Source organism: Bradyrhizobium sp. ERR14 (assembly GCF_014198235.1).
Taxonomy (GTDB): domain Bacteria; phylum Pseudomonadota; class Alphaproteobacteria; order Rhizobiales; family Xanthobacteraceae; genus Bradyrhizobium.
The window spans coordinates 145,301-163,259 of record NZ_JACIHD010000014.1; the positions used below are offsets into that span (position 1 = coordinate 145,301).

The following is a 17,959-nucleotide window of genomic DNA, read 5'->3' on the forward strand; positions in this document are numbered from 1 at the left end:
CCGTTCAAAATCGCTCGACAAGGGAGAAACACATGCGTGAAGCCGTCATCGTTTCCTATGCGCGCACGGGCCTCGCAAAATCCGGCCGCGGCGGGTTCAACATCACGCCGCCGATGTCGCTCGCGGCGCACGCCATCCAGCACGCGGTGAAGCGCGCCGGCGTCGACAAGGACTATGTCGAGGACTGCTATCTCGGCAATTGCGCCCACGGCGCGCCCAACATCGGCCGCCAGGCCGCGCTGCTCGCCGGCCTGCCGAAGACCACCGCCGGCGTCTCGGTGAACCGGTTCTGCTCCTCGGGGCTGCAGACCATCGCGATGGCCGCCAACTCGATCCGCTCGGACGGCGCAGACTGCATCGTCGCCGGCGGGGTCGAGAGCATCTCGATGCCGGGCGGCGGCACCCCGAAGGAATCGATCGATCCTGAATTGCTCAAGGTCGCGCCCGACATCTTCATGGCGATGATCGACACCGCCGACATCGTCGCCGAGCGCTACAAGCTCAGCCGCGAATATCAGGACGAGTTCTCGCTGGAATCGCAGCGCCGCATGGCGGCGTCGCAGCAGGCGGGCAAGTACAAGGACGAGATCGTCCCGATGAAGACCAGGATGAAGGTCGTCGACAAGGCGACCAAGGCGGAGAGCATCGTCGACTACGTCGTCGATCGCGACGAGTGCAATCGTCCTGAGACCACGATGGAAGGATTGGCAAAACTCGAGCCGGTGAAGGGCCCCGGCAAGTTCGTCACCGCCGGCAATGCCAGCCAGCTCTCGGACGGCGCCGCCGCCGTGGTGCTGATGGAAGCCAAGGACGCCGAGAAGCGCGGCCTCAAGCCGCTCGGCCGCTTCGTCGCCTGGGCGACCGCGGGCTGCGAGCCCGACGAGATGGGCATCGGCCCGGTGTTCGCAATTCCGAAGCTGCTCAAGCGCACCGGCCTGAAGGTCGACGACATCGATCTCTGGGAGCTCAACGAAGCCTTCGCCAGCCAGTGCCTGTACTGCCGCGACCAGCTCGGCATCGATCCCGCCAAGTACAACGTCAACGGCGGCTCGATCGCGATCGGCCATCCCTTCGGCATGACCGGTGCCCGTCTCACCGGCCACCTGCTGCAGGAAGGCGCGCGCCGCAAGGCGAAGTGGGGCGTGGTGACGATGTGCATCGGTGGCGGCCAGGGCGGCGCCGGCCTGTTCGAGATCTACAGCTGAGCCGATCCGCAACCGACGGCTTGAAGGGAAAGAAGCACGGCGCGCACGAGCGCCGTGTTTTTTTGTGCACTTCACCGTGCATAGACGGGGCCATCGAGACTTATCCTGTGACGTGTATCGTGCATAAGTACGTAGTCACACGTGTCCGCAGATTAACGGAAGTTTCCGCGCATTGAGGCTTCATTAGTCGCATCAGCCACAACCAATTTTGAAATCAAAGATGCGATTATTCTCCCTGCGGCTCACCCACAAGATCACTGCAATCGGCGTGATCGGCGTCTTTGGTGTCGTCCTGATCGGCGGGATTCACCTCTATGGTGAGCGCGCGATGGCCGTCTATCGCAACGCCGCCGAGGAGGCGCGCACCGTCTTCGAGCTCAACAACAGGATCGCGGTCGAGCTGCTTGAGGCGCGCCGGGCCGAAAAGGATTTCCTTCTGCGCAGCGATCCGGCCAGAGCCGAGCGCCAGGTCGAGATCAGCCGGCAGGTGGCGCTCGACATCGAGACGCTTCGCGGCAGGATCTCTGTCCTCGGCAAGCCCGAGCTGGCGCAAAAGATCGACGCGATGAACGCATCGCTGAAGACCTATCAGGCGCGCTTTACCGCGGTGGTCGAGGAGCGGCAGCGGCTCGGCCTCGACGAGAAATCCGGCCTGGAGGGGCGCCTGCGCGCGTCCGTCCACGGTATCGAAAGCCAGGTCGACCAGCTCCAGGACTCCTCTCTCAAGGTGATCATGCTGATGATGCGCCGGCACGAGAAGGACTTCATGCTGCGTCGCGACGCCAGATATGGCGATGACATCAAGAAGCGTGCGGCTGAATTTTCGGCCCTTCTCAACGCCGCAACCATTCCCGACAATTCGAAGGCCGAGCTTCGCCAAAAGCTCGCCGACTACCAGCGCGATTTCTCCGCGTGGATGGACACCGCGTTGAAGCTCGCGGCCGAGCTGAAGGCGATGTCCGAAGCGTTCTCGGCGGTCGAGCCCGTCATCGAGCAGGTCTCGAAGTCGGTCGACCAGATCCGTGTCGAGGCCGACCGGCTGAACGAGGCCGAACGTGCCAACATCCAGTTCTGGATTGCGGTTGCGATCGCGCTGATCGCATCCTGCGTGCTCGGCCTCGGCATTTTCATCGGCCGCTCGGTCTCCAAGCCGCTGTCGGCCATGCGCGCGGCGATGATCGAGCTCGCCAACGGTAATTTCGCCATCGTGCTGCCCGGGCTCGGCCGTCCCGACGAGATCGGCGAGATCGCGCAGGCCGTCGAGACGTTCAAGGTCAATGCCGAGCGCAAGGCGCAGGAAGAGGCGGAAGAGAAGATCAGGCAGGACAAGCTCGCCGCCGAGCGCCGGCGCGCCGACATGATCAGGATGGCCGACGATTTTGAAGGCGCGATCGGCGAGATCGTCGAGACCGTGTCGTCTGCCGCCAACGAGCTCGAGGCGTCGGCGACCTCGCTGACCACCACCGCCAGCCGCTCGACCGAGCTTGCCACCCTGGTCGAGGCGGCCTCCGAAGAGGCAGCGACCAACGTGCAGTCGGTGGCCTCCGCAGCGGAGGAACTGACCGCCTCGGTCCACGAGATCAGCCGCCAGGTGCAGGCCTCCGCACGCATGGCCGGCGAAGCCGTCAGCCAGGCAGGGCAGACCAACGACCGCGTCAGCGAATTGTCGAAGGCGGCCGCGCGCATCGGCGACGTGGTCGAGCTCATCAGCGCCATCGCGGGCCAGACCAATTTGCTGGCGCTGAACGCCACCATCGAGGCCGCGCGCGCCGGCGAAGCCGGGCGCGGTTTTGCCGTGGTGGCTTCGGAAGTGAAGGCGCTGGCCGAACAGACCGCGAAGGCCACCGGCGACATCGGTCAGCAGATTTCCAGCATCCAGGTTGCGACCGAGGATTCGGTCGGCGCCATCAAGACCATCGGCGGCACCATCGAGCGGCTGTCCGAGATCTCGTCCACCATCGCCGCGGCCGTGGAAGAGCAGGGCGCCGCGACCGGCGAGATCTCGCGCAACGTCCAGAATGCCGCCGCCGGCACCACGCAGGTGAGCGCCAACATCAGCAGCGTCAGGCAGGGCGCGACCGAGACGGGATCTGCCTCCGCGCAGGTGCTGTCCGCGGCGCAGTCGCTGTCGAACGACAGCAGCCGGCTGAAGATCGAAGTCAGCAGGTTCTTGGACACCGTGCGCGCGGCGTGATGTAAGGGGCGCGCCGCTCTTTCGCTCCTTCGCCCCGTTCTTACGGGGAGAGGTTAAGAACGCCTCACGCCCCCGCCACCACCGGTGCGAACACCACTTCGATCAGCGTGCCGGAATTCCCCGCGCTCTTGATGTTGAAGCGGGCGCGGTTGGCTTCGACCAGGGCCTTGGTGAGCGACAGGCTCAGTGCCGAATTGTCCGCGGCGTCCCCGGGCGGCGGGGTGCGGAACGGCTCCATCGCGGCGGCGACTTCGCGCTCGGAGAGGCCATGGCCGGTGTCGCGGATGCGCAAGCAAATCTCGCCGCGGTCGGACAGCGCGGTCGAGACGATGACCTGGCCGCCGGCGCTGGCCAGCCGGATCGAGTTCGAGATCAGGTTCATGGTGATCTGCCGCATCGCGCGCGCGTCAGCCGTGACCTGCGGCAGCGCATGCGCGAGCGAGGTGCGGATGATGATGCGCTCGCGATTGGCCTGCGGCTGCATCACAGTCACGCAGGCTTCGACGAGGTCGTTGAGGCTGAGGTTGGCGAAGTTGAGATCGAGCTTGCCGGTCTCGATCCGCGACAGCTCCAGCAGATCGTCGATGATCGCGATGACGCGCTCGCCGGAGGCGCGGATATCCTTCATGTATTCGCCGTAGCGCTCGTTGCCGAGCGTGCCGAAGCGTTCGGAGATCATCACCTCGGCAAAGCCGATGATGGCGTTGAGCGGCGTGCGGATCTCGTGGCTGATCCGCGCCAGCATGTCGGCCTTGGCGTTGGCCGCGCTGTGGACGAGGTGGCGGGCCTGCGTCAGCTCGCTCTCGCCCCTCTTGCTCTGCGAGAGATCGCGGAACACGGCGAAGAAGTTCGGGCCGTCCGGCCGCGTGCGGCCCATGATCATCGCGAGCGGAATGACGCCGCCCTTCTTCTCGCGTCCGAGCACCTCGCGGCCGTGGTCGAGCAGGCTCGAAATGTCCTGGCTCTTGAGGCTTTCGAGATAGTCGGCGACGATCTGCCGGCTCTCCGGCGCGAACAGCGTCGCCAGATTCTGCTCGAGCAGGTCGGTGCCGTCATAGCCGAACAGCGCCTCGGCGCTGCGGTTGCAGGCGTGGATGTTGCCTTCGGCATCGAACATGACGATGCCCTCGGCGGTGGTGTCGAGGATCGCGGCGAGATCCTCCGCATCGGCATCGCCGGCCGCGGAGTCGAGCTCGGGCGCGTAGGGGAAGGATTCGGCGACGATGGGCTCGACGACGACGGTCTCGGCGATCGAAGCCGCGACGCTGGGCGCCACAACAGGTGCAGGATTGGGCAGCGCGCAGATCAGCGCATGCGCGCTCTCGCCGTCCCAGTCGATCGTGTGCAGATGAGCCTCGGTGGTTGCAAGCGGCGCTTCACCGTTCGCGAGCGTCGCGCTGATCGTGACAGGCGTGCCGGCTTGCGAGGTGCTGCTGGCCAAGGACACGCCGGGCTCGACATAGAGCGCATCGAGCCCGCCGGCATTCTCCAGCGCGTTGATGCCGGCATAGCCCATGCGCGCGAGGAAGGCGGGGTTGGCATAGAGCAGGCGGTCGAGCCGGTAGATCAGGATGCCGGTCGGCAACAGGTCGAGCAGGGTGCGGTCGCGCGCGCTGGCGCCGCGCGGCGGCGGCGCGGGCTCGCTCAGCCATTCGGCCGCAGCTTGCGGCGGTGAGGGCTCCGGCGCCGGCGGCTCGGTGAGGGTCTCCGCCACGGGCTCGGAAGCTTCTGCCGCGATCGTCTCGCGCTCGCGTTCGAGCCGTTCGGACAATTGCCGGGCGAGCTCGTTGAACGCGCTATTCTCGACCGGCGTCAGCGTCGGCGATCTCTGATCACTGGGTGATCTGACATCGCCGTGCGGGCGGAACGGCACGACATTCGGAGGGGTTTCGACTGGCGTTTCCACTGACGTTTCCGGATCGGTTGGGTGTGAATTCGCGTCGCTGGTGGGTTCGGGCAGTTCAGGTTCGGATGCTGGCTCGGGCTCGGCTGCGGGCGGCTCGATCGGCGGAGGCGGCGCCTCCGCGACCGGCTCGGCCTCGGGCTCCGGCGCGACCAGTTCGGCAGACGGGCCGTGCTGCGCCGGCGGTTCGGTCACCGTCTCGAAGCGCCTCAGCGCTGCGAGACGATTGAGGCCGTCGAGATCGCGGCAGACGCCAAAGCCCTTGAAGCCGGCAAAGTTGCGCGACTGGTCGTAGACCGGCAGGCCCGCGAGCTCGACCGGCAGATGCTCGCCGCCGTCAGCCGGCCAGTTCACGGTGATCCCGGCCCAGGTGTCGTGGCGCGCAAGCGCCTCCGCGACGCGGCCATCAGGGTCGAGCGAAAAGTCCTCGGCGATCTCGCGCCAAGGGCGGCCGAAGCCGGCGGCAGTGCGCGCGCCGATCAGGCGGATGAATTCGTCGGAGAGAAGCACAAAGCGGCCCTCCGCATCCATCTGCCAGAGGAAGCGCAGCGGATGCTGACGCGGTGCGGGCGGCTCTTGGCCCGACGATTCCCGGCCAGACGATTCCTGGCTCGACGGTGGATCGACCATGCCGGGAGTGATCGGCGCAGCCTGCGGCGAGACGATGGCTTGATGCGGGTTTTCAACCGGAGTTTTGGGCGCGATGTCGGCGCCCTGGTCCGGCGTTTCGTGAGCTGGTTCTCGAACAGGCTGCTCGGCCGTGTCCTCGATCCCCGTCGAGTCCTGCGGTTCAGGCGCGATTGTCTCGGTCGCTGTGCACGCCTCGACCGGCTCGGCGAACGCATCGAACAACGAGATTCCAGCCGATCCGTCCTGCGACGGTGGCGGCTCGCACGGCATGGCCGCGGCCTGCTGCGCAGGTGCAACCGGCGCCTCGTTTGCGGCTTCCGCCGCGCTCTCGGGTACGGAAGCTGCGGGTGCTGCCTGCGTGGCCGGCTCGATCAGCGCGACAAGGCCGACATCGGCGCCCGTGCCGACCCGTTGCAGCACCATCTGGCCGATGCCGATCGGCGTTTCGACGCGGCCCTCGCGAAGCGCATCGCTGCGCGCCTGTTCGAGGCCGGCCTCGCCGAGATCGCGGAAGCCGAGCAGGGAGCGGGCGGCCTCGCTGGCGCCGACGAACAGGCCGTCGGGCGCGAACGCCGCCATCGGCATCTTCGCGCCCTCGACCAGGCGATGCAGCCGCTCGACCAGCGGCATGGTGCGCAAGGTCGGGTCCATCGCAGTGACGAGCACGGCGTGTCCGCCATCGGCAAAGTCGAGCCGGGCGCAGGCGCAGGTCATCAGCGTGCCGAGCCGGGCGCCGAAGCCGCGCAGCCGTTCGAGCCGCACAGTGCCGCTCGCCGGCAGCTGCCGGGCGAGCCGGGCGACCTGGCGGCGATGGCCGTCCGCCGGGCCAAAAGCCCGCTCCGCCAGCGCTGCGCCGTTGGCCGCGCCGAACAGCTTTGCGCCGACCGGATTGGCCCACAGCACGCGCGCGCCGTCGGTCGACCACAGCCAGGTCGCGAGCGGCGAGGTCGCATGCACGGCCAGCCGGGGATCGCCCACACCTCGCAACTGGAAATCCGAACTCGTCATCCGACCGGCTGTGTCTCGCGCTTGAAGCTGGCGGCTGCCGGGAATGACAGCCTTAAGAAAGGGTTAGTATCGCCCGCGCCCGCGGGCAGGTCCACGGCCCCGGTCCCCGGCGGCGGCCCTAAGCCGCGATAACCTTAATCAGCCCGAACCCGCAAGCCGCCGCCCGGTTCATCCAAGGGATTCGAAGAGAGGAGCGTCACAGGCCGCGCGGCATCAAAGGTCCCCATCCTCCCCTGGAGGGGGAGGATCGGTTCGCATGGAGCGAAGCGAAATGCGAGCCGAGGTGGGGTGACAGTCTCTCCACATCGCACCCTGCCCGAGGGGAGAGATCACCCCACCCCGCTCGCGCTACGCGCGACCGACCCTCCCCCTCCAGGGGAGGGTAAGAAGCACCACCCCCTTACCTCAACCCCCGGTTCCCCGAACCCGGAACCTCGCCCTAACCTAGATTAAATTATCGCGGCGCACCCTGCCGCCGCATTGCGCTGCACAATGTTGACATGATAGGCAGCCATAATCCTGGGCGCTGGGCGAGCCATCTCGTTTGTTTCGCGTTTCCAGTCTTTCGTACCCGCTCAATGTGTGACGGCCCAGACCGGGGGCCGGCGGGCGCGCCAGAAGGCTCACTCCATTTTTCATTATCGTGAGGGACAACCATGACAGGTGCGACTGATCCGTTTTCTGCCTCGATCATTCCGTTCGAGGTGCCCGAGCAGATGCGTGCGTTCGCCGAAAAGGGCGTGTCGCAGGCCCGTGAGAGCTACGCCAAGTTCAAGGACGCCGCCGAAACCCACAACGGCACCGTCGAGGCCGTGTTCACCTCCGCCAGCAAGGGCGCGAGCGAGTACACCGCAAAGCTGGTGGAATTCATGAAGGCCAACAGCAACGCCCAGCTGGACTTCGCCCAGCAGCTGTTCGGCCTGAAGTCGCCGGCCGAAGCGCTGGAGCTGTGGACCGGCCACACCCGCACCCAGTTCGAGACCTTCCAGTCTCAGGCCAAGGAGCTGGTCGAGCTGACCCAGCGCGTCGCCGCCGAGACCGCCGAGCCGATCAAGGCCAGCGCCTCGAAGTTCTACAAGCCCGCCGCCTGATCCAGCCGGTTGGTTTGAATTGAGAAACCCGGGCCGAAAGGCCCGGGTTTTTTGTTCGCCTCTCCCGCTCTTGTCCCGCCGAAGCCTTGGCGAAGGCGGATGCGCGAGAGGCCGGCGTCCGGGCGATGCGAAGCATCGTCGGGGCGACGGGTGAGGGTTCTCTCCGCCCGGGGATTGTCTCGGTAGGCGGCAGCGGGTGCGCAACACTCCGATGCCCGTCATCAGGCCGGATTTCGTCGCACTGACGGTGATTTCAGCCGGTTTTTCGCACCAATGCGGCCTTGCCAAACCGGGCCGTTACACCTAGTTTCCGCCCCGTCCAGCCCCCTAGGTCGACGGCCTTTTCAGGTAGCCCCGAGGGCGGCTCGCCAGGATGCAGTTGTAGCTCAGTTGGTTAGAGCGCCTGTCTGTGGAACAGGAGGTCGGTGGTTCGAGCCCACCCAACTGTACCAAACAAATCAGTTGTTTATCGAAAGTCGTAATACTGAGTGCATTGTTGTAGCTACCAGATAGCTACCACGAGCGCGCAAATGCATTTGCACGTCTGGCCGCGGTCGATTTAATTCGGCCCGGGACGATCCAATTGATCGGCGGCAACACTCAGCCAAGTGAGGCCATGGACAAGACACGTGCAAAGCGTATGGCGTTTGAGCTGCAAGGCCGCACAGTGGGTGGGTGGGAAATCGGCCGTTACCTCGGCAACGGATTCTCGGCCGTCGTCCTCAGCGCTCAGAAGTCGGGGCGATCCGCCGCGATCAAGGTGATCGATCCCGAAATGGTCGAGCGATCGGGCGTCGACCGCCAGCTGGCGCGCATTCTGCGGGAGAAGGAACTTGCGGGTCATGGTCACCCGAATCTTATCGAGATACTCGACGGCGGCCAATGCAACGAAACGCAGAAGCTCTTCGTCGTGATGGAGCTCGTCAGTTCGAAGACGTTGGGTCAGGTCCGCAACAAGCTGCCCCGGAAATCCATCGGATCGGTCATTTCGCAATTGGCAAGCGCCGCTCGATACCTCGAAACGAGGGGGATAGCCCATCGCGACATCAAGCCGGACAACGCCACGATCTCGGCCGACTACGCGTCGGTCAAGCTGCTGGATCTCGGCGTCATCTATCCGCCGTCGGATCCCACGGGCCCGAGTGCGGGCACGGGCGACCAGTTCGTGGGGACTGCGCGCTACAGCTCTCCCGAGTTTCTGTATCGGGAAGAGGAAGATACGATCGAAGCGTGGCGTGCGGTCACGTTCTATCAGCTCGGCGCCACGCTCTACGATCTTCTGATGAAGCGACCCATTTTCGATGATTTCAAGCAGCCTACGGCGCGATTGTACCAGGCGGTCCGGGAGCATACCCCGGTGATCGACTGCGACGACGTGGAGCCCTGGTTGGTCGATCTGGCGCGCAAGTGTCTGCACAAGGATTGGCGCGTCCGCAAGGAACTCGTGGCCTGGAAAGATTTCGAGGGACCGTCCAAGCCGACCGAAACGGGGGCCGAGGTCCGCCAGCGCCTTGCCAAACGCCTCGGGAACGTCCAATTACCGGGCACTCCCAATCTCACCAGCAAGTCCGGCGCGCGGCCCAGCCGGAGGCTGTTGAACCAACTGTCGGGTGCGATCGCGACGATCGCGCGCGAGGTTTGTCGGCAGGGAGAGGTGTATCCCGCCGTCGAGCTCAGTGCGGAGATCGATGGCGACCACGCCGTCGTCTGCCTGTGCGCCGGCCCGTCGGAGGCGCACGAGTTGGCGGGCGTGCTGCACGTCAAGTTGACCATCGATGCGCTCGACACCCAGGCGACTCTTGTGCGAGTCCTCGGCGACGCCCGGCTCGGGGAGAAACCGATCGGCGACGACCAATGCACTTTGTTCACCGGCGCATCGTCGGCTCCGGACTTGAAGGAGCGCATCGACGTTTATCTGCATGCCGCGCTAGAGAAGGCCTTGGGGACGGGAGAGCCGCCCGCGGCGGGTCTGAGCATCCGGCCCGACATAAAGGAAATATGATTCATGCCCATGGAAGCCTGGTGGCGCGATCAGGGCGAACTCGACAGGGACCAATTGAACGTCATCGGGCTACCCGATGAGGGCAGTTACCTCGTCAAGGGACCGCCCGGGTCGGGGAAGACGAATCTTCTGCTGTTGCGCGCCAATTACCTGACGGTAAGCTCGCACCCGAATCTGGCGATCGTCGTATTCAACGCCACATTGAGGGAATTCATCAAATCCGGGTCCGCCCGGTACGACTTCAACGCAAGGAACGTCGTCACGAGCGCATCGCTGTTGGGCGGCATGCTGCGCGAGGCCGGCGAGCCGGTCGTCAGCACCGGCGATTTCGAGGCCGACAGGCTGCGGCGGATCGAACGCGCCGAACAGGTTCTCCTGCCCTCCTGGAGGACGCCGCCCTATGACGTCCTGCTGATCGACGAGGCGCAGGATTTCCTGCCCAGGGAGATTCGGCTTTTTAGCCGCATGGCTGAGGACGTCTTCATGGTCGCCGACAGTCGCCAGCGGATCTACTCGGGTGATTCTCCTTTGGAGACGCTCGAAGAGGTAGTCGACGAGATACTGCCTCTCAGATTTCACTATCGGAACGGCCCCGAAATCTGCAGGGTCGCTGACGCGATCGGTCGAACGTTCTCCGCGGGCTACGATCCCATTTTGCCGACGTGCAACTACAATTCGCCTGCGCTGAACTCGAGCGTCGATGTCTTCCGAGGGTCTCTGCAGCAGCAAGCCGCACAGATCGCGACCAGGCTTCAACTCCAACGCCGAACCTACCCGGAAGGGTTTCTCGGGGTCGTGTGCCCCCGGATCGGCGAGGTTCGAACGATCGCATCCGTGCTCGAAGGCGCCGGGCTTGGGCATTTGCTATGCGTGCAGGACCGCCAGACGCAATACAACACCATTGATCCGGCAAGGCCAATATGGCTTTCGACGATCCATGGCGCAAAGGGCCTAGAGTTTCGCGCCCTCCATGTCGCTGCGGCGGAAACCGTCACAACCGCGGGCTCGGGTCAGAAACGCCTCGCCTACACGGCGGTCACAAGAGCGAAGACCGCGCTGTCAGTCTATCACGAGGCCCAGCTGCCGGCGTACCTCGATTCCGCGGTCCAGGAATTCCGAGTCGCTTCTCCTGGTAGGCCTGAGATAGGAGCCGCATTTGGCCGCCGATGAAACCCTGTGGTCGGAAACGATCCGTCGCGAACAGCTTGTCGAGTTGCTCGACGGGCGCCGCGATATGCGCCTGAGGGACGCAGATCTACTCTCGCTCTGCAACGAGGATCCGGGCAACGGTTTGCTTGTCGTATGGTCGGGCAGACAACGTTCCAGACTGTCGCCTCTACCCCAGATCATCGTAGCCAGGTCGCGCTCGGCCCTGCGGGACTTGCACGCGTGGAGCGCGTCCTATGTGCGCGGACTGGGGCCCCTCAGCGGCGTCGCGCGCACGATCAGTATGGAGCAATTGCGGACCGTCGTGGATCGACGACGGGATCGCGAGTTCTGGTCGTTGGCGCCAGGCGCGGTCGGACTCGTCCTATGCGAAACCATCGCCCAGAACGGACGGGGAGATTTCGAAGCCGCGTTGAACGCCCGACCCAACATAACCCTGTCCTTTGCCCTCATACGCGCGTGGACTTTGGGTTATCCACCCGATGCGATTGCCGAGGTCATCGATGCTTATCTCAGCCTCCCGCGAGACCATGAGAAGGAGTTCGACAGAGGCCTCGCGAGAGCCGCCGCCGAAGTCGTGTTCGCGCTTTTCGACATCGATGCGTCTCCCGGGCTGCTTCTGAACTCGACGAAAAACTGGATGGCCCAACTTCGGGCAGGTCGCAGGGCAGCCGGCCTGATCCCCGATGTCTTGGCGCCGTTCGTCGATGCGCACGACGGACTCGGGAATTTCGAGCAGCTGACGCCGGAGCAGCGCGTCAAGTTCTTCGACTTCGTGGCTCCCCGAATCGTCGCTGCGGACGAAGCTCATCCTCGGTCGGAGAACGCCTTCGCGCTCGCCTTTGCGGCTTTCGCGCTCAGACCCGGGCTCGAGCAGCAGGCCTCGTTGATGTCCGAGTATGCCGTAAAGCTTTCCGCAGCATGGCTTTGGCTAGGCGCACTGCAGACGTTCTCGCGCGTTTCCGACATGCTGACGATAGGTCAGGGCGGCGGCTGGAGAATAGCAAGGGAGATAGTCAGAGATGAAGATCTCTGGGGCGCGCCTCAATGCGATCTGTCTATCGTCGAGCTCGATGTTCTTCTATCGGCCAAGACCCAGATAGGAGGCTCCTTGATGCGACGGCAAAGAGTGGAAGTCGAGATCTATCCGTTGATCACGACGGCCATTCGCGGAACGACGTCAGAGAGAGGCGTCTCCGAAGGGCCCGAGCGAAGCTTCGGAAGAAGTCTCGATCTGATCGGTGGCAGGTTGAACGAAGCCCTAGCAATGCTGAAATTGCTCCGGGAGGGGGGCGATCGCGAAGGGGGCAGTCCGCGCCGAAGACGCCCTCCGCCGCGCTGATGGAACGGTCGAGGTTCGCTGTCTCGATCGCACTCATCGAAGAGAGATGCGCTAGGCGCCATTGATCCGCTTCTCCAGCCGCGCGATCCGGTCAAGGATCTCGTCGAAGGTCAGCCGCGGGTCGTCAAACATCATCGGCGCCATCTTGCGGTAGTCGGCGTGCAGATCTGCGACGCGATCGGGGGGCGAAAGCTGGAGAGTGCCGACGCGGTCGGTTTCGTAGTTCGCCCAAGCCGCGCGGAAGAACACCGACTTGTGGTCGGCAGCCTGCTTCAGCAGATCGCCGTCCTTCATCGCTTCCTTGCCATCTTCCGTATCCGCCAGCGTCGCGAGGTCGTAGTAGTGCCGCTAGATGTAAGGTGGTATCGGCGACTGCGGTTCGCGATGGTGCTCGGCATACAGCCCGTCGCCTTCTCCCAGAAGGTGCGACGCAGAGCCAGAACGTCGACCGTGCAGGCGGGGTCGGCGAAGAGATCGGGAACCTCCTGCGCGGCGTAGGATTCGATCTGCGGCTTTTCGATGGACTAGGAATCGCCGCGCGCTTCGAATTCCAGCTTCACCCTCCGGCTCATGTATGCGAACCCGCAGCCATCGGAATCGCTCCTGGCTTGGATGGCGGCACAGGCGACGATCCTTTGTTCGTCACCTCGCTTACCCTCGCCACAATGCCAGCCGGCACCGCCGGCGAGGCAGCCATCGCGACCGGCGCGGTGGCCAAGTTGGTGCGCGCGCCGCACGGAAGGGCGCCGAGACGCGCATGGTCGCTGCCGCCCGAGCCCCAAGCGATGCGCCCCATTTGAGTAATTGGCGCACCGATTCTCGAATATACCAGGCGACTGCGGCCGCAGGCATCTCCAGGGACATCCCCCGTGCCGGGAGGGTAAAACCGCCGCAGGAGGTCGCCCAGGCTCCCGCTAGACCCCCGGCATCTAGCCATTAAGTATCCGCCCGGAAGCTGGCCGTGACGAAGTTCTCCTTTTAGGCGTATTATGGTAAGCGATTCTCGGAAAAAGGGTGTGGCGGGACCGGGTGGAACAGTGGGATTAGACAGCTCTCAGCTTGCGGCAATGACGCGTCTCTTCTCTTCGGCCGTCTTCCGCGAGATGGCGAAGAGAGGCCGCTCCGCCTTGTTCACCCGCCTGCTGGGACAGACTCAGATCCGGCCTAGCGGAACCGACGAGGTGACCGTCGCAGACGCCTTCAACTCAGCGTTCCAGGTGCTGAAGACCAGCGGTCTGCGCGATGAATATATTTACCGAGCTGCGCTGACCCAGAAAGTGCTCATGGGAAAGCACTCGCTGAACACCGCCTGCATGCTCAACGAGTTCAGGGCAGGGACTTGCAAGGCCGACTTGGTGATTCTGAACGGTACCGCGACCGTGTATGAGATCAAATCGGAGCGCGATTCGTTGGATCGCCTCGCCAACCAGATCAATAATTACAAGAAGGTGTTCGCGAAGGTCTATGTCATCGCGTCCGAAGGACACGTGCAGAAGGTTTTGCAGATCGTGCCCAGGGACGTCGGCGTGTTGGAGCTGTCTAGGCGCTATCGGATTTCGACTATGCGCGAGGCGGCAGATCGCTCGCGGCACATCGATCCTGTCGCCGTGTTCGAATCCCTGAGATCTGCCGAGGCCCAAGCAGTGCTTGGAGAACTTGGAGTCACAATTCCCGACCTTCCCAACACGAAATTGCATAGCGCCATGCGCGAGCTTTTCCGCCAACTTGATCCGAGGGACGTGCAGACTTCGATGGTCAAGGTGTTGAAGCAGACCCGCGACCTCGCGCCGCTCATCGATCTTGTGGAACGGCTCCCTGCATCGCTGCACGCGGCAGCCTTATCTATCCCGGTGCGGCGTGCGGACCATGAGCGTCTCGTTCAAGCGGTTGAAACGCCGCTTCGCGCAGCGATGGCGTGGGCTTAACCGAAATGTATCATCCTTATTTTCGCGGCAAGCAGAATGAGCTGATTGCCATTCGTGAGAAAGCCGGTCTACTTGCCTCTCGTGACTTCGTTCCGATCATCGAGCCGGTGAAAGAGTCGCTGGGCAATCTTGAGCGTACTCTCAAGGCTATCTGCGAGGCCGACGGCCGCGCGATTGTGATCATCAATCCTTACCACGGCGATCATAGCGAGGACGGTGTCAATATTTCCGAGCTATTGCGCAACGGCTTTAGCGATCATCAAAGTAGAATCGCAGTCGGCATCTTGCTCAAGAAGGACATGCCAATCGGGCAGGTCTTCAATCTCTATTCTGAACATGAGCACGAAAACACGACCTTCATCCACGCTGGCTTCACCGACGCGAAGGGGCTTGCTGAGCGACTTGGCGGCGCTCTGCGCCGAACTCGCAACGTGTTCTTTGAGGCGCATTGTGGACGGCTCTACCGCAAGCACTTTCAAGGCAGCAACAGGATTCTGTTGAGGGACGGCTTTATCCGCCGCCGGAATGCGGATCAACCGCGACTGGAGCTATTCTCGGACCTGCACGTGACCTTCCAAGAAGAAGGCATGGATGGGTTCGGGGATTTTCTGATCGTTGGCGACGACTACACAGAGAGCGGCGGACCGGCATATGCCGTTGCAATCCATTTGACGTTCATCGATCCTGACCAAGACGATGTGATGTTCATCTATCATTTCGTCTCGACCACAAGGGACACGCCGACGGATCCCGCCGGCAAGTTTGCTGAGGCTCTCAACAAGCTGATGAACGTGCTTGCTTCCGGAAACTCCAAGCTCTTTGAGTCGAGCGCCATCACGGAGTTTCGCGAACTCCATGCCGCTGGCCACTTTCCGGGTCTTGGGTATGTGAAGAGGCTCTCGATGAAGCACCACATCGAGACGCTCGTCGACTATTTTAAGTGAAACGTCAGATGCCGGCCCAATGCTGCGCCCATTGTTTCGATGACCGTGGTCTACGAAACGACATCATTCCCTCGCTTCGACCCACCCGGGGAAACTGCGCCTACTGTGCTGCCGTCGACGTTGATTTGGTCGAGCCGGGGCAACTTGCAAACTATTTTGAGCTTCTTATCAGCATCTATGAGCCTGACGGCAGCGGAAAGCCGCTGGTCGAGTGGATGAAAGATGACTGGCAGTTGTTTCCGGGACTGGACGTCGCTCACTCGAAGGAATTGTTGAGCGACATCTTGGACGACGGCGACATTGTTCGAAAGCGGTTCTCGCCTTCGACAACCTACCACAGCGAGGCGCTCGTCGGATGGGAGGCACTTCGCGATGAACTGATGTACAAGAACCGATGGTTCTTGAATGAAGTAATCGATGCGGATCGGTTGGAAAATCTGTTGGACTATCTACCAGCTGATGACCTGCCAACGAAGTGGTATCGAGCGCGCATCCGCGCTGGCGGCACTGCCTACACAATAGATCAAATGGGAGCGCCGCCCAGGCGATTGGCCACACACGGCCGAGCGAATCCACCCGGCATTCCCTACCTCTATCTTGGTTCATTGCCGGAAACGGCGGTGGCCGAGGTGCGCCCTCACACCGGCGAGGTCGCATGCGTTGCCGATTTTAGCCTCCCCAAACTTAAGGCGATCGACCTAAGAAACCCACGGAAGCTGGTCTCACCATTTTTGCTGGCCGAAGCTAGTGCAATTGGTCAGCTGCGAGCCGACATCCCCTTTCTGGAGCGACTGGGCGAGGAGCTGACGCGACCTGTTCTGCCTCAAGGGGCCGCAATCGATTACATCCCCAGCCAGTACCTTTGCGAATTCATAAAAAAAGCTGGTCGCGATGGAGTCGTCTATCGCAGCTCTGTCAGCGACGGCATGAACTTGGCTCTGTTCGATCCGAATAAAGCCGTCCCCGGCACTGTGTCGACTTACAACGTCAAGCGGGTGGCCGTCGAAGTAGGGCCCGCCTAAGGGCACGCCGCACGACCCAATGGGTTGCGCTAGGGCAGCCGTTAGGCAGCGGCGGCCGGCCGAGGGGATTGATGATCGATTTCAGCAGCCTGGGGTTCTCATCTGGCGGATCCGCCCCAGGGCTTAAAAATGCCAACGCCCCGCTTTGAACGGGGTCCTGCCGAAAGCGGCGCATCGTCAACTACGCCGCTTCTCCTGTGGGTTGAGCGTCGTAGTACCGGCGTGAACCCGTGGATGCCCCGTCCCTCGCTTCTACGAGCCTAAAACTCAAGCGCTCGGCGGCGCGAGCGAGAGGCGGGTAAGCCAACCATTCCCAACGCGCGGGGGCGCGGGCAGTCCATAAAGCTTTACCCACAGATGAATAACTCCGCGCGACCGTCCGAGCGCTTTGCCGTAAACTTGCAGCATCGATCATTCGCGTAGTCGGCAACACGACGATGTGCGGGAACTTTGGACGGGGCCCGCGCTTCACTGTATCGTTTCTAGCATGTCGGGGTGATCTTCGGTGAACAGGCGCAAATCAACGCCACGATAAAGCCCCTCCGTTACGAGCGTCGTCCACCAAGTGAGTTGTTTCCGGTGCGCCGAGGCATAGGCTAGTCCCACGGTAACTACCCCAAAAAGATCGCAGAAAAACTCCTCCATCCAGTATTTAGTCCAACACGTTCGCCAGAGCGGGATCTGAAAAAGCCGAGCCTCCTGATTGCGAAGACGATCCGCCGCAAGAGCTTCCCTGTGAAAATGGGGGGGTATCTCAGACAAACTAGTCTTGAACGCAATCGCGTAGGGTTCGAGATCGGGCACATCGAGATTGCGGTGCAGGGGGACACCCGCAGGCGGATCAACAAGCGCCGTACGAACCGACTATTCGGATTCCTATTTCGCCGCAAAGGACGGTAGTGGACGGGGCAAAACGGAGCTTGCTCCGCTCGCATAGTCCTTCATCTGACGAACACTGGCGCCGATAACGGAACGGCAGAGCCGTCAATTGTGCCCCTGGCGTCGCGTGAGTCGCTCAGAACGGAAAGTCGTCGTCGTCAGTCACGTCGAAGTAAAGTTTTCCCTCGACCTTCCCGACGAGGTGCTTCATCATGTCGGCCGTCTCCTGGACGTACGCCTTGGTGAATACCTCGAGTCGGTTGCCCTTGCTGTCGCGGCCGTTTCGATGCACGCAGTCGTGCCGGTACTCAATGGCCTTGAAAAGCTTGTCCTTATCGTCGCCCAGGAGCTCGAATAGGTCGATGTCCGCAGCGATTTGGTAGAGCGCGCGCACTCGCGGAATGTTGTGATAGACGATTGATCGCAGATGCCCGAGCACCTCTGCCTTAACAAGCTCTTTGCCACTGGCGATCTCGGCAAGGGTAAACTTCTTCTCCTTCAGCTCTTTGTCTTTGGCGAGGAGGCGGTTCATTGCCTCAGCGTCATTCGACACTAGCAGTCCGCTGAAAAACCAACAAATCCGTTTCCGATTTGGCGTTTCCTATTGGATGTCGTGGGGGATTGATGTCGGAGCGGCGATTGCCGCT

General features: G+C 62.9%; 12 protein-coding genes and 1 tRNA gene. 10 read left to right on the top strand and 3 right to left on the bottom strand.

The features are described from left to right. Window positions 1-32 precede the first annotated feature (32 nt). Both GGD62_RS29715 and GGD62_RS29720 read left to right on the top strand, forming a co-directional pair. Complete coding sequence (locus tag GGD62_RS29715; RefSeq protein WP_018318278.1) at window positions 33-1,205, top strand: acetyl-CoA C-acyltransferase; 1,173 nt, start codon at window positions 33-35, stop codon at window positions 1,203-1,205. Between the two features lie 220 nt (window positions 1,206-1,425). Beyond that, window positions 1,426-3,399, top strand: coding sequence for a methyl-accepting chemotaxis protein (locus GGD62_RS29720; RefSeq protein ID WP_183711683.1), 1,974 nt, complete (start codon window positions 1,426-1,428; stop codon window positions 3,397-3,399). A 64-nt stretch (window positions 3,400-3,463) separates the two neighbouring features. Here GGD62_RS29720 and GGD62_RS29725 read toward each other — a convergent pair whose 3' ends face one another. Continuing rightward, a complete protein-coding gene (locus GGD62_RS29725; protein WP_183711685.1) occupies window positions 3,464-6,940 on the bottom strand; it encodes a PAS domain S-box protein in 3,477 nt (1,158 codons plus the stop codon). Between the two features lie 656 nt (window positions 6,941-7,596). On the opposite strand from GGD62_RS29725, the gene GGD62_RS29730 reads away from it, so the two are divergent. From GGD62_RS29730 to GGD62_RS29750, 5 genes are all read left to right on the top strand, one after another. Next, a complete protein-coding gene (locus GGD62_RS29730) occupies window positions 7,597-8,031 on the top strand; it encodes a phasin (protein WP_179731531.1) in 435 nt (144 codons plus the stop codon). Window positions 8,032-8,406: 375 nt separating this feature from the next. Next, window positions 8,407-8,483 (top strand) — tRNA-His (locus GGD62_RS29735). Window positions 8,484-8,647: 164 nt separating this feature from the next. Then, complete coding sequence (locus GGD62_RS29740) at window positions 8,648-10,033, top strand: protein kinase domain-containing protein (protein ID WP_183711687.1); 1,386 nt, start codon at window positions 8,648-8,650, stop codon at window positions 10,031-10,033. Window positions 10,034-10,036: 3 nt separating this feature from the next. Continuing rightward, entirely contained in the window at window positions 10,037-11,203 is a 1,167-nt protein-coding gene (locus tag GGD62_RS29745; RefSeq protein WP_183711689.1) for an ATP-dependent helicase, read from the top strand. Then, on the top strand, window positions 11,190-12,542 hold the full coding sequence (locus tag GGD62_RS29750; RefSeq protein ID WP_183711691.1) for a hypothetical protein: 1,353 nt from the start codon (window positions 11,190-11,192) through the stop codon (window positions 12,540-12,542). Before GGD62_RS29745 ends, GGD62_RS29750 begins: the two co-directional genes overlap by 14 nt. 51 nt (window positions 12,543-12,593) lie before the next feature. On the opposite strand, the gene GGD62_RS29755 is transcribed toward GGD62_RS29750, so the two are convergent. Next, window positions 12,594-12,836, bottom strand: a complete 243-nt coding sequence (locus GGD62_RS29755; RefSeq protein ID WP_246800341.1) for a hypothetical protein — start codon at window positions 12,834-12,836, stop codon at window positions 12,594-12,596. A 773-nt stretch (window positions 12,837-13,609) separates the two neighbouring features. Here GGD62_RS29755 and GGD62_RS29760 point away from each other — a divergent pair. From GGD62_RS29760 to GGD62_RS29770, 3 genes are read left to right on the top strand one after another with little or no spacing between them, the layout of a single operon-like run. Next, a complete protein-coding gene (locus GGD62_RS29760; protein ID WP_183711693.1) occupies window positions 13,610-14,467 on the top strand; it encodes a sce7726 family protein in 858 nt (285 codons plus the stop codon). Between the two features lie 5 nt (window positions 14,468-14,472). Beyond that, a complete protein-coding gene (locus tag GGD62_RS29765) occupies window positions 14,473-15,411 on the top strand; it encodes a sce7725 family protein (RefSeq protein ID WP_183711695.1) in 939 nt (312 codons plus the stop codon). Beyond that, a complete protein-coding gene (locus tag GGD62_RS29770) occupies window positions 15,408-16,433 on the top strand; it encodes an RES family NAD+ phosphorylase (protein ID WP_312014308.1) in 1,026 nt (341 codons plus the stop codon). The genes GGD62_RS29765 and GGD62_RS29770 overlap by 4 nt, the downstream gene beginning before the upstream one ends. Before the next feature lie 1,015 nt (window positions 16,434-17,448). Here GGD62_RS29770 and GGD62_RS29775 read toward each other — a convergent pair. After that, entirely contained in the window at window positions 17,449-17,844 is a 396-nt protein-coding gene (locus GGD62_RS29775) for a hypothetical protein (protein WP_183711696.1), read from the bottom strand. Window positions 17,845-17,959: the final 115 nt, after the last annotated feature.

Coding starts and splice junctions, on each gene's coding strand:
- GGD62_RS29715 (WP_018318278.1), top strand. CDS start 33: ATGCGTGAAGCCGTCATCGTTTCCTATGCGCGCACGGGCCTCGCAAAA.
- GGD62_RS29720 (WP_183711683.1), top strand. CDS start 1,426: ATGCGATTATTCTCCCTGCGGCTCACCCACAAGATCACTGCAATCGGC.
- GGD62_RS29725 (WP_183711685.1), bottom strand. CDS start 6,940: ATGACGAGTTCGGATTTCCAGTTGCGAGGTGTGGGCGATCCCCGGCTG.
- GGD62_RS29730 (WP_179731531.1), top strand. CDS start 7,597: ATGACAGGTGCGACTGATCCGTTTTCTGCCTCGATCATTCCGTTCGAG.
- GGD62_RS29740 (WP_183711687.1), top strand. CDS start 8,648: ATGGACAAGACACGTGCAAAGCGTATGGCGTTTGAGCTGCAAGGCCGC.
- GGD62_RS29745 (WP_183711689.1), top strand. CDS start 10,037: ATGCCCATGGAAGCCTGGTGGCGCGATCAGGGCGAACTCGACAGGGAC.
- GGD62_RS29755 (WP_246800341.1), bottom strand. CDS start 12,836: ATGAAGGACGGCGATCTGCTGAAGCAGGCTGCCGACCACAAGTCGGTG.
- GGD62_RS29760 (WP_183711693.1), top strand. CDS start 13,610: ATGACGCGTCTCTTCTCTTCGGCCGTCTTCCGCGAGATGGCGAAGAGA.
- GGD62_RS29765 (WP_183711695.1), top strand. CDS start 14,473: ATGTATCATCCTTATTTTCGCGGCAAGCAGAATGAGCTGATTGCCATT.
- GGD62_RS29775 (WP_183711696.1), bottom strand. CDS start 17,844: ATGAACCGCCTCCTCGCCAAAGACAAAGAGCTGAAGGAGAAGAAGTTT.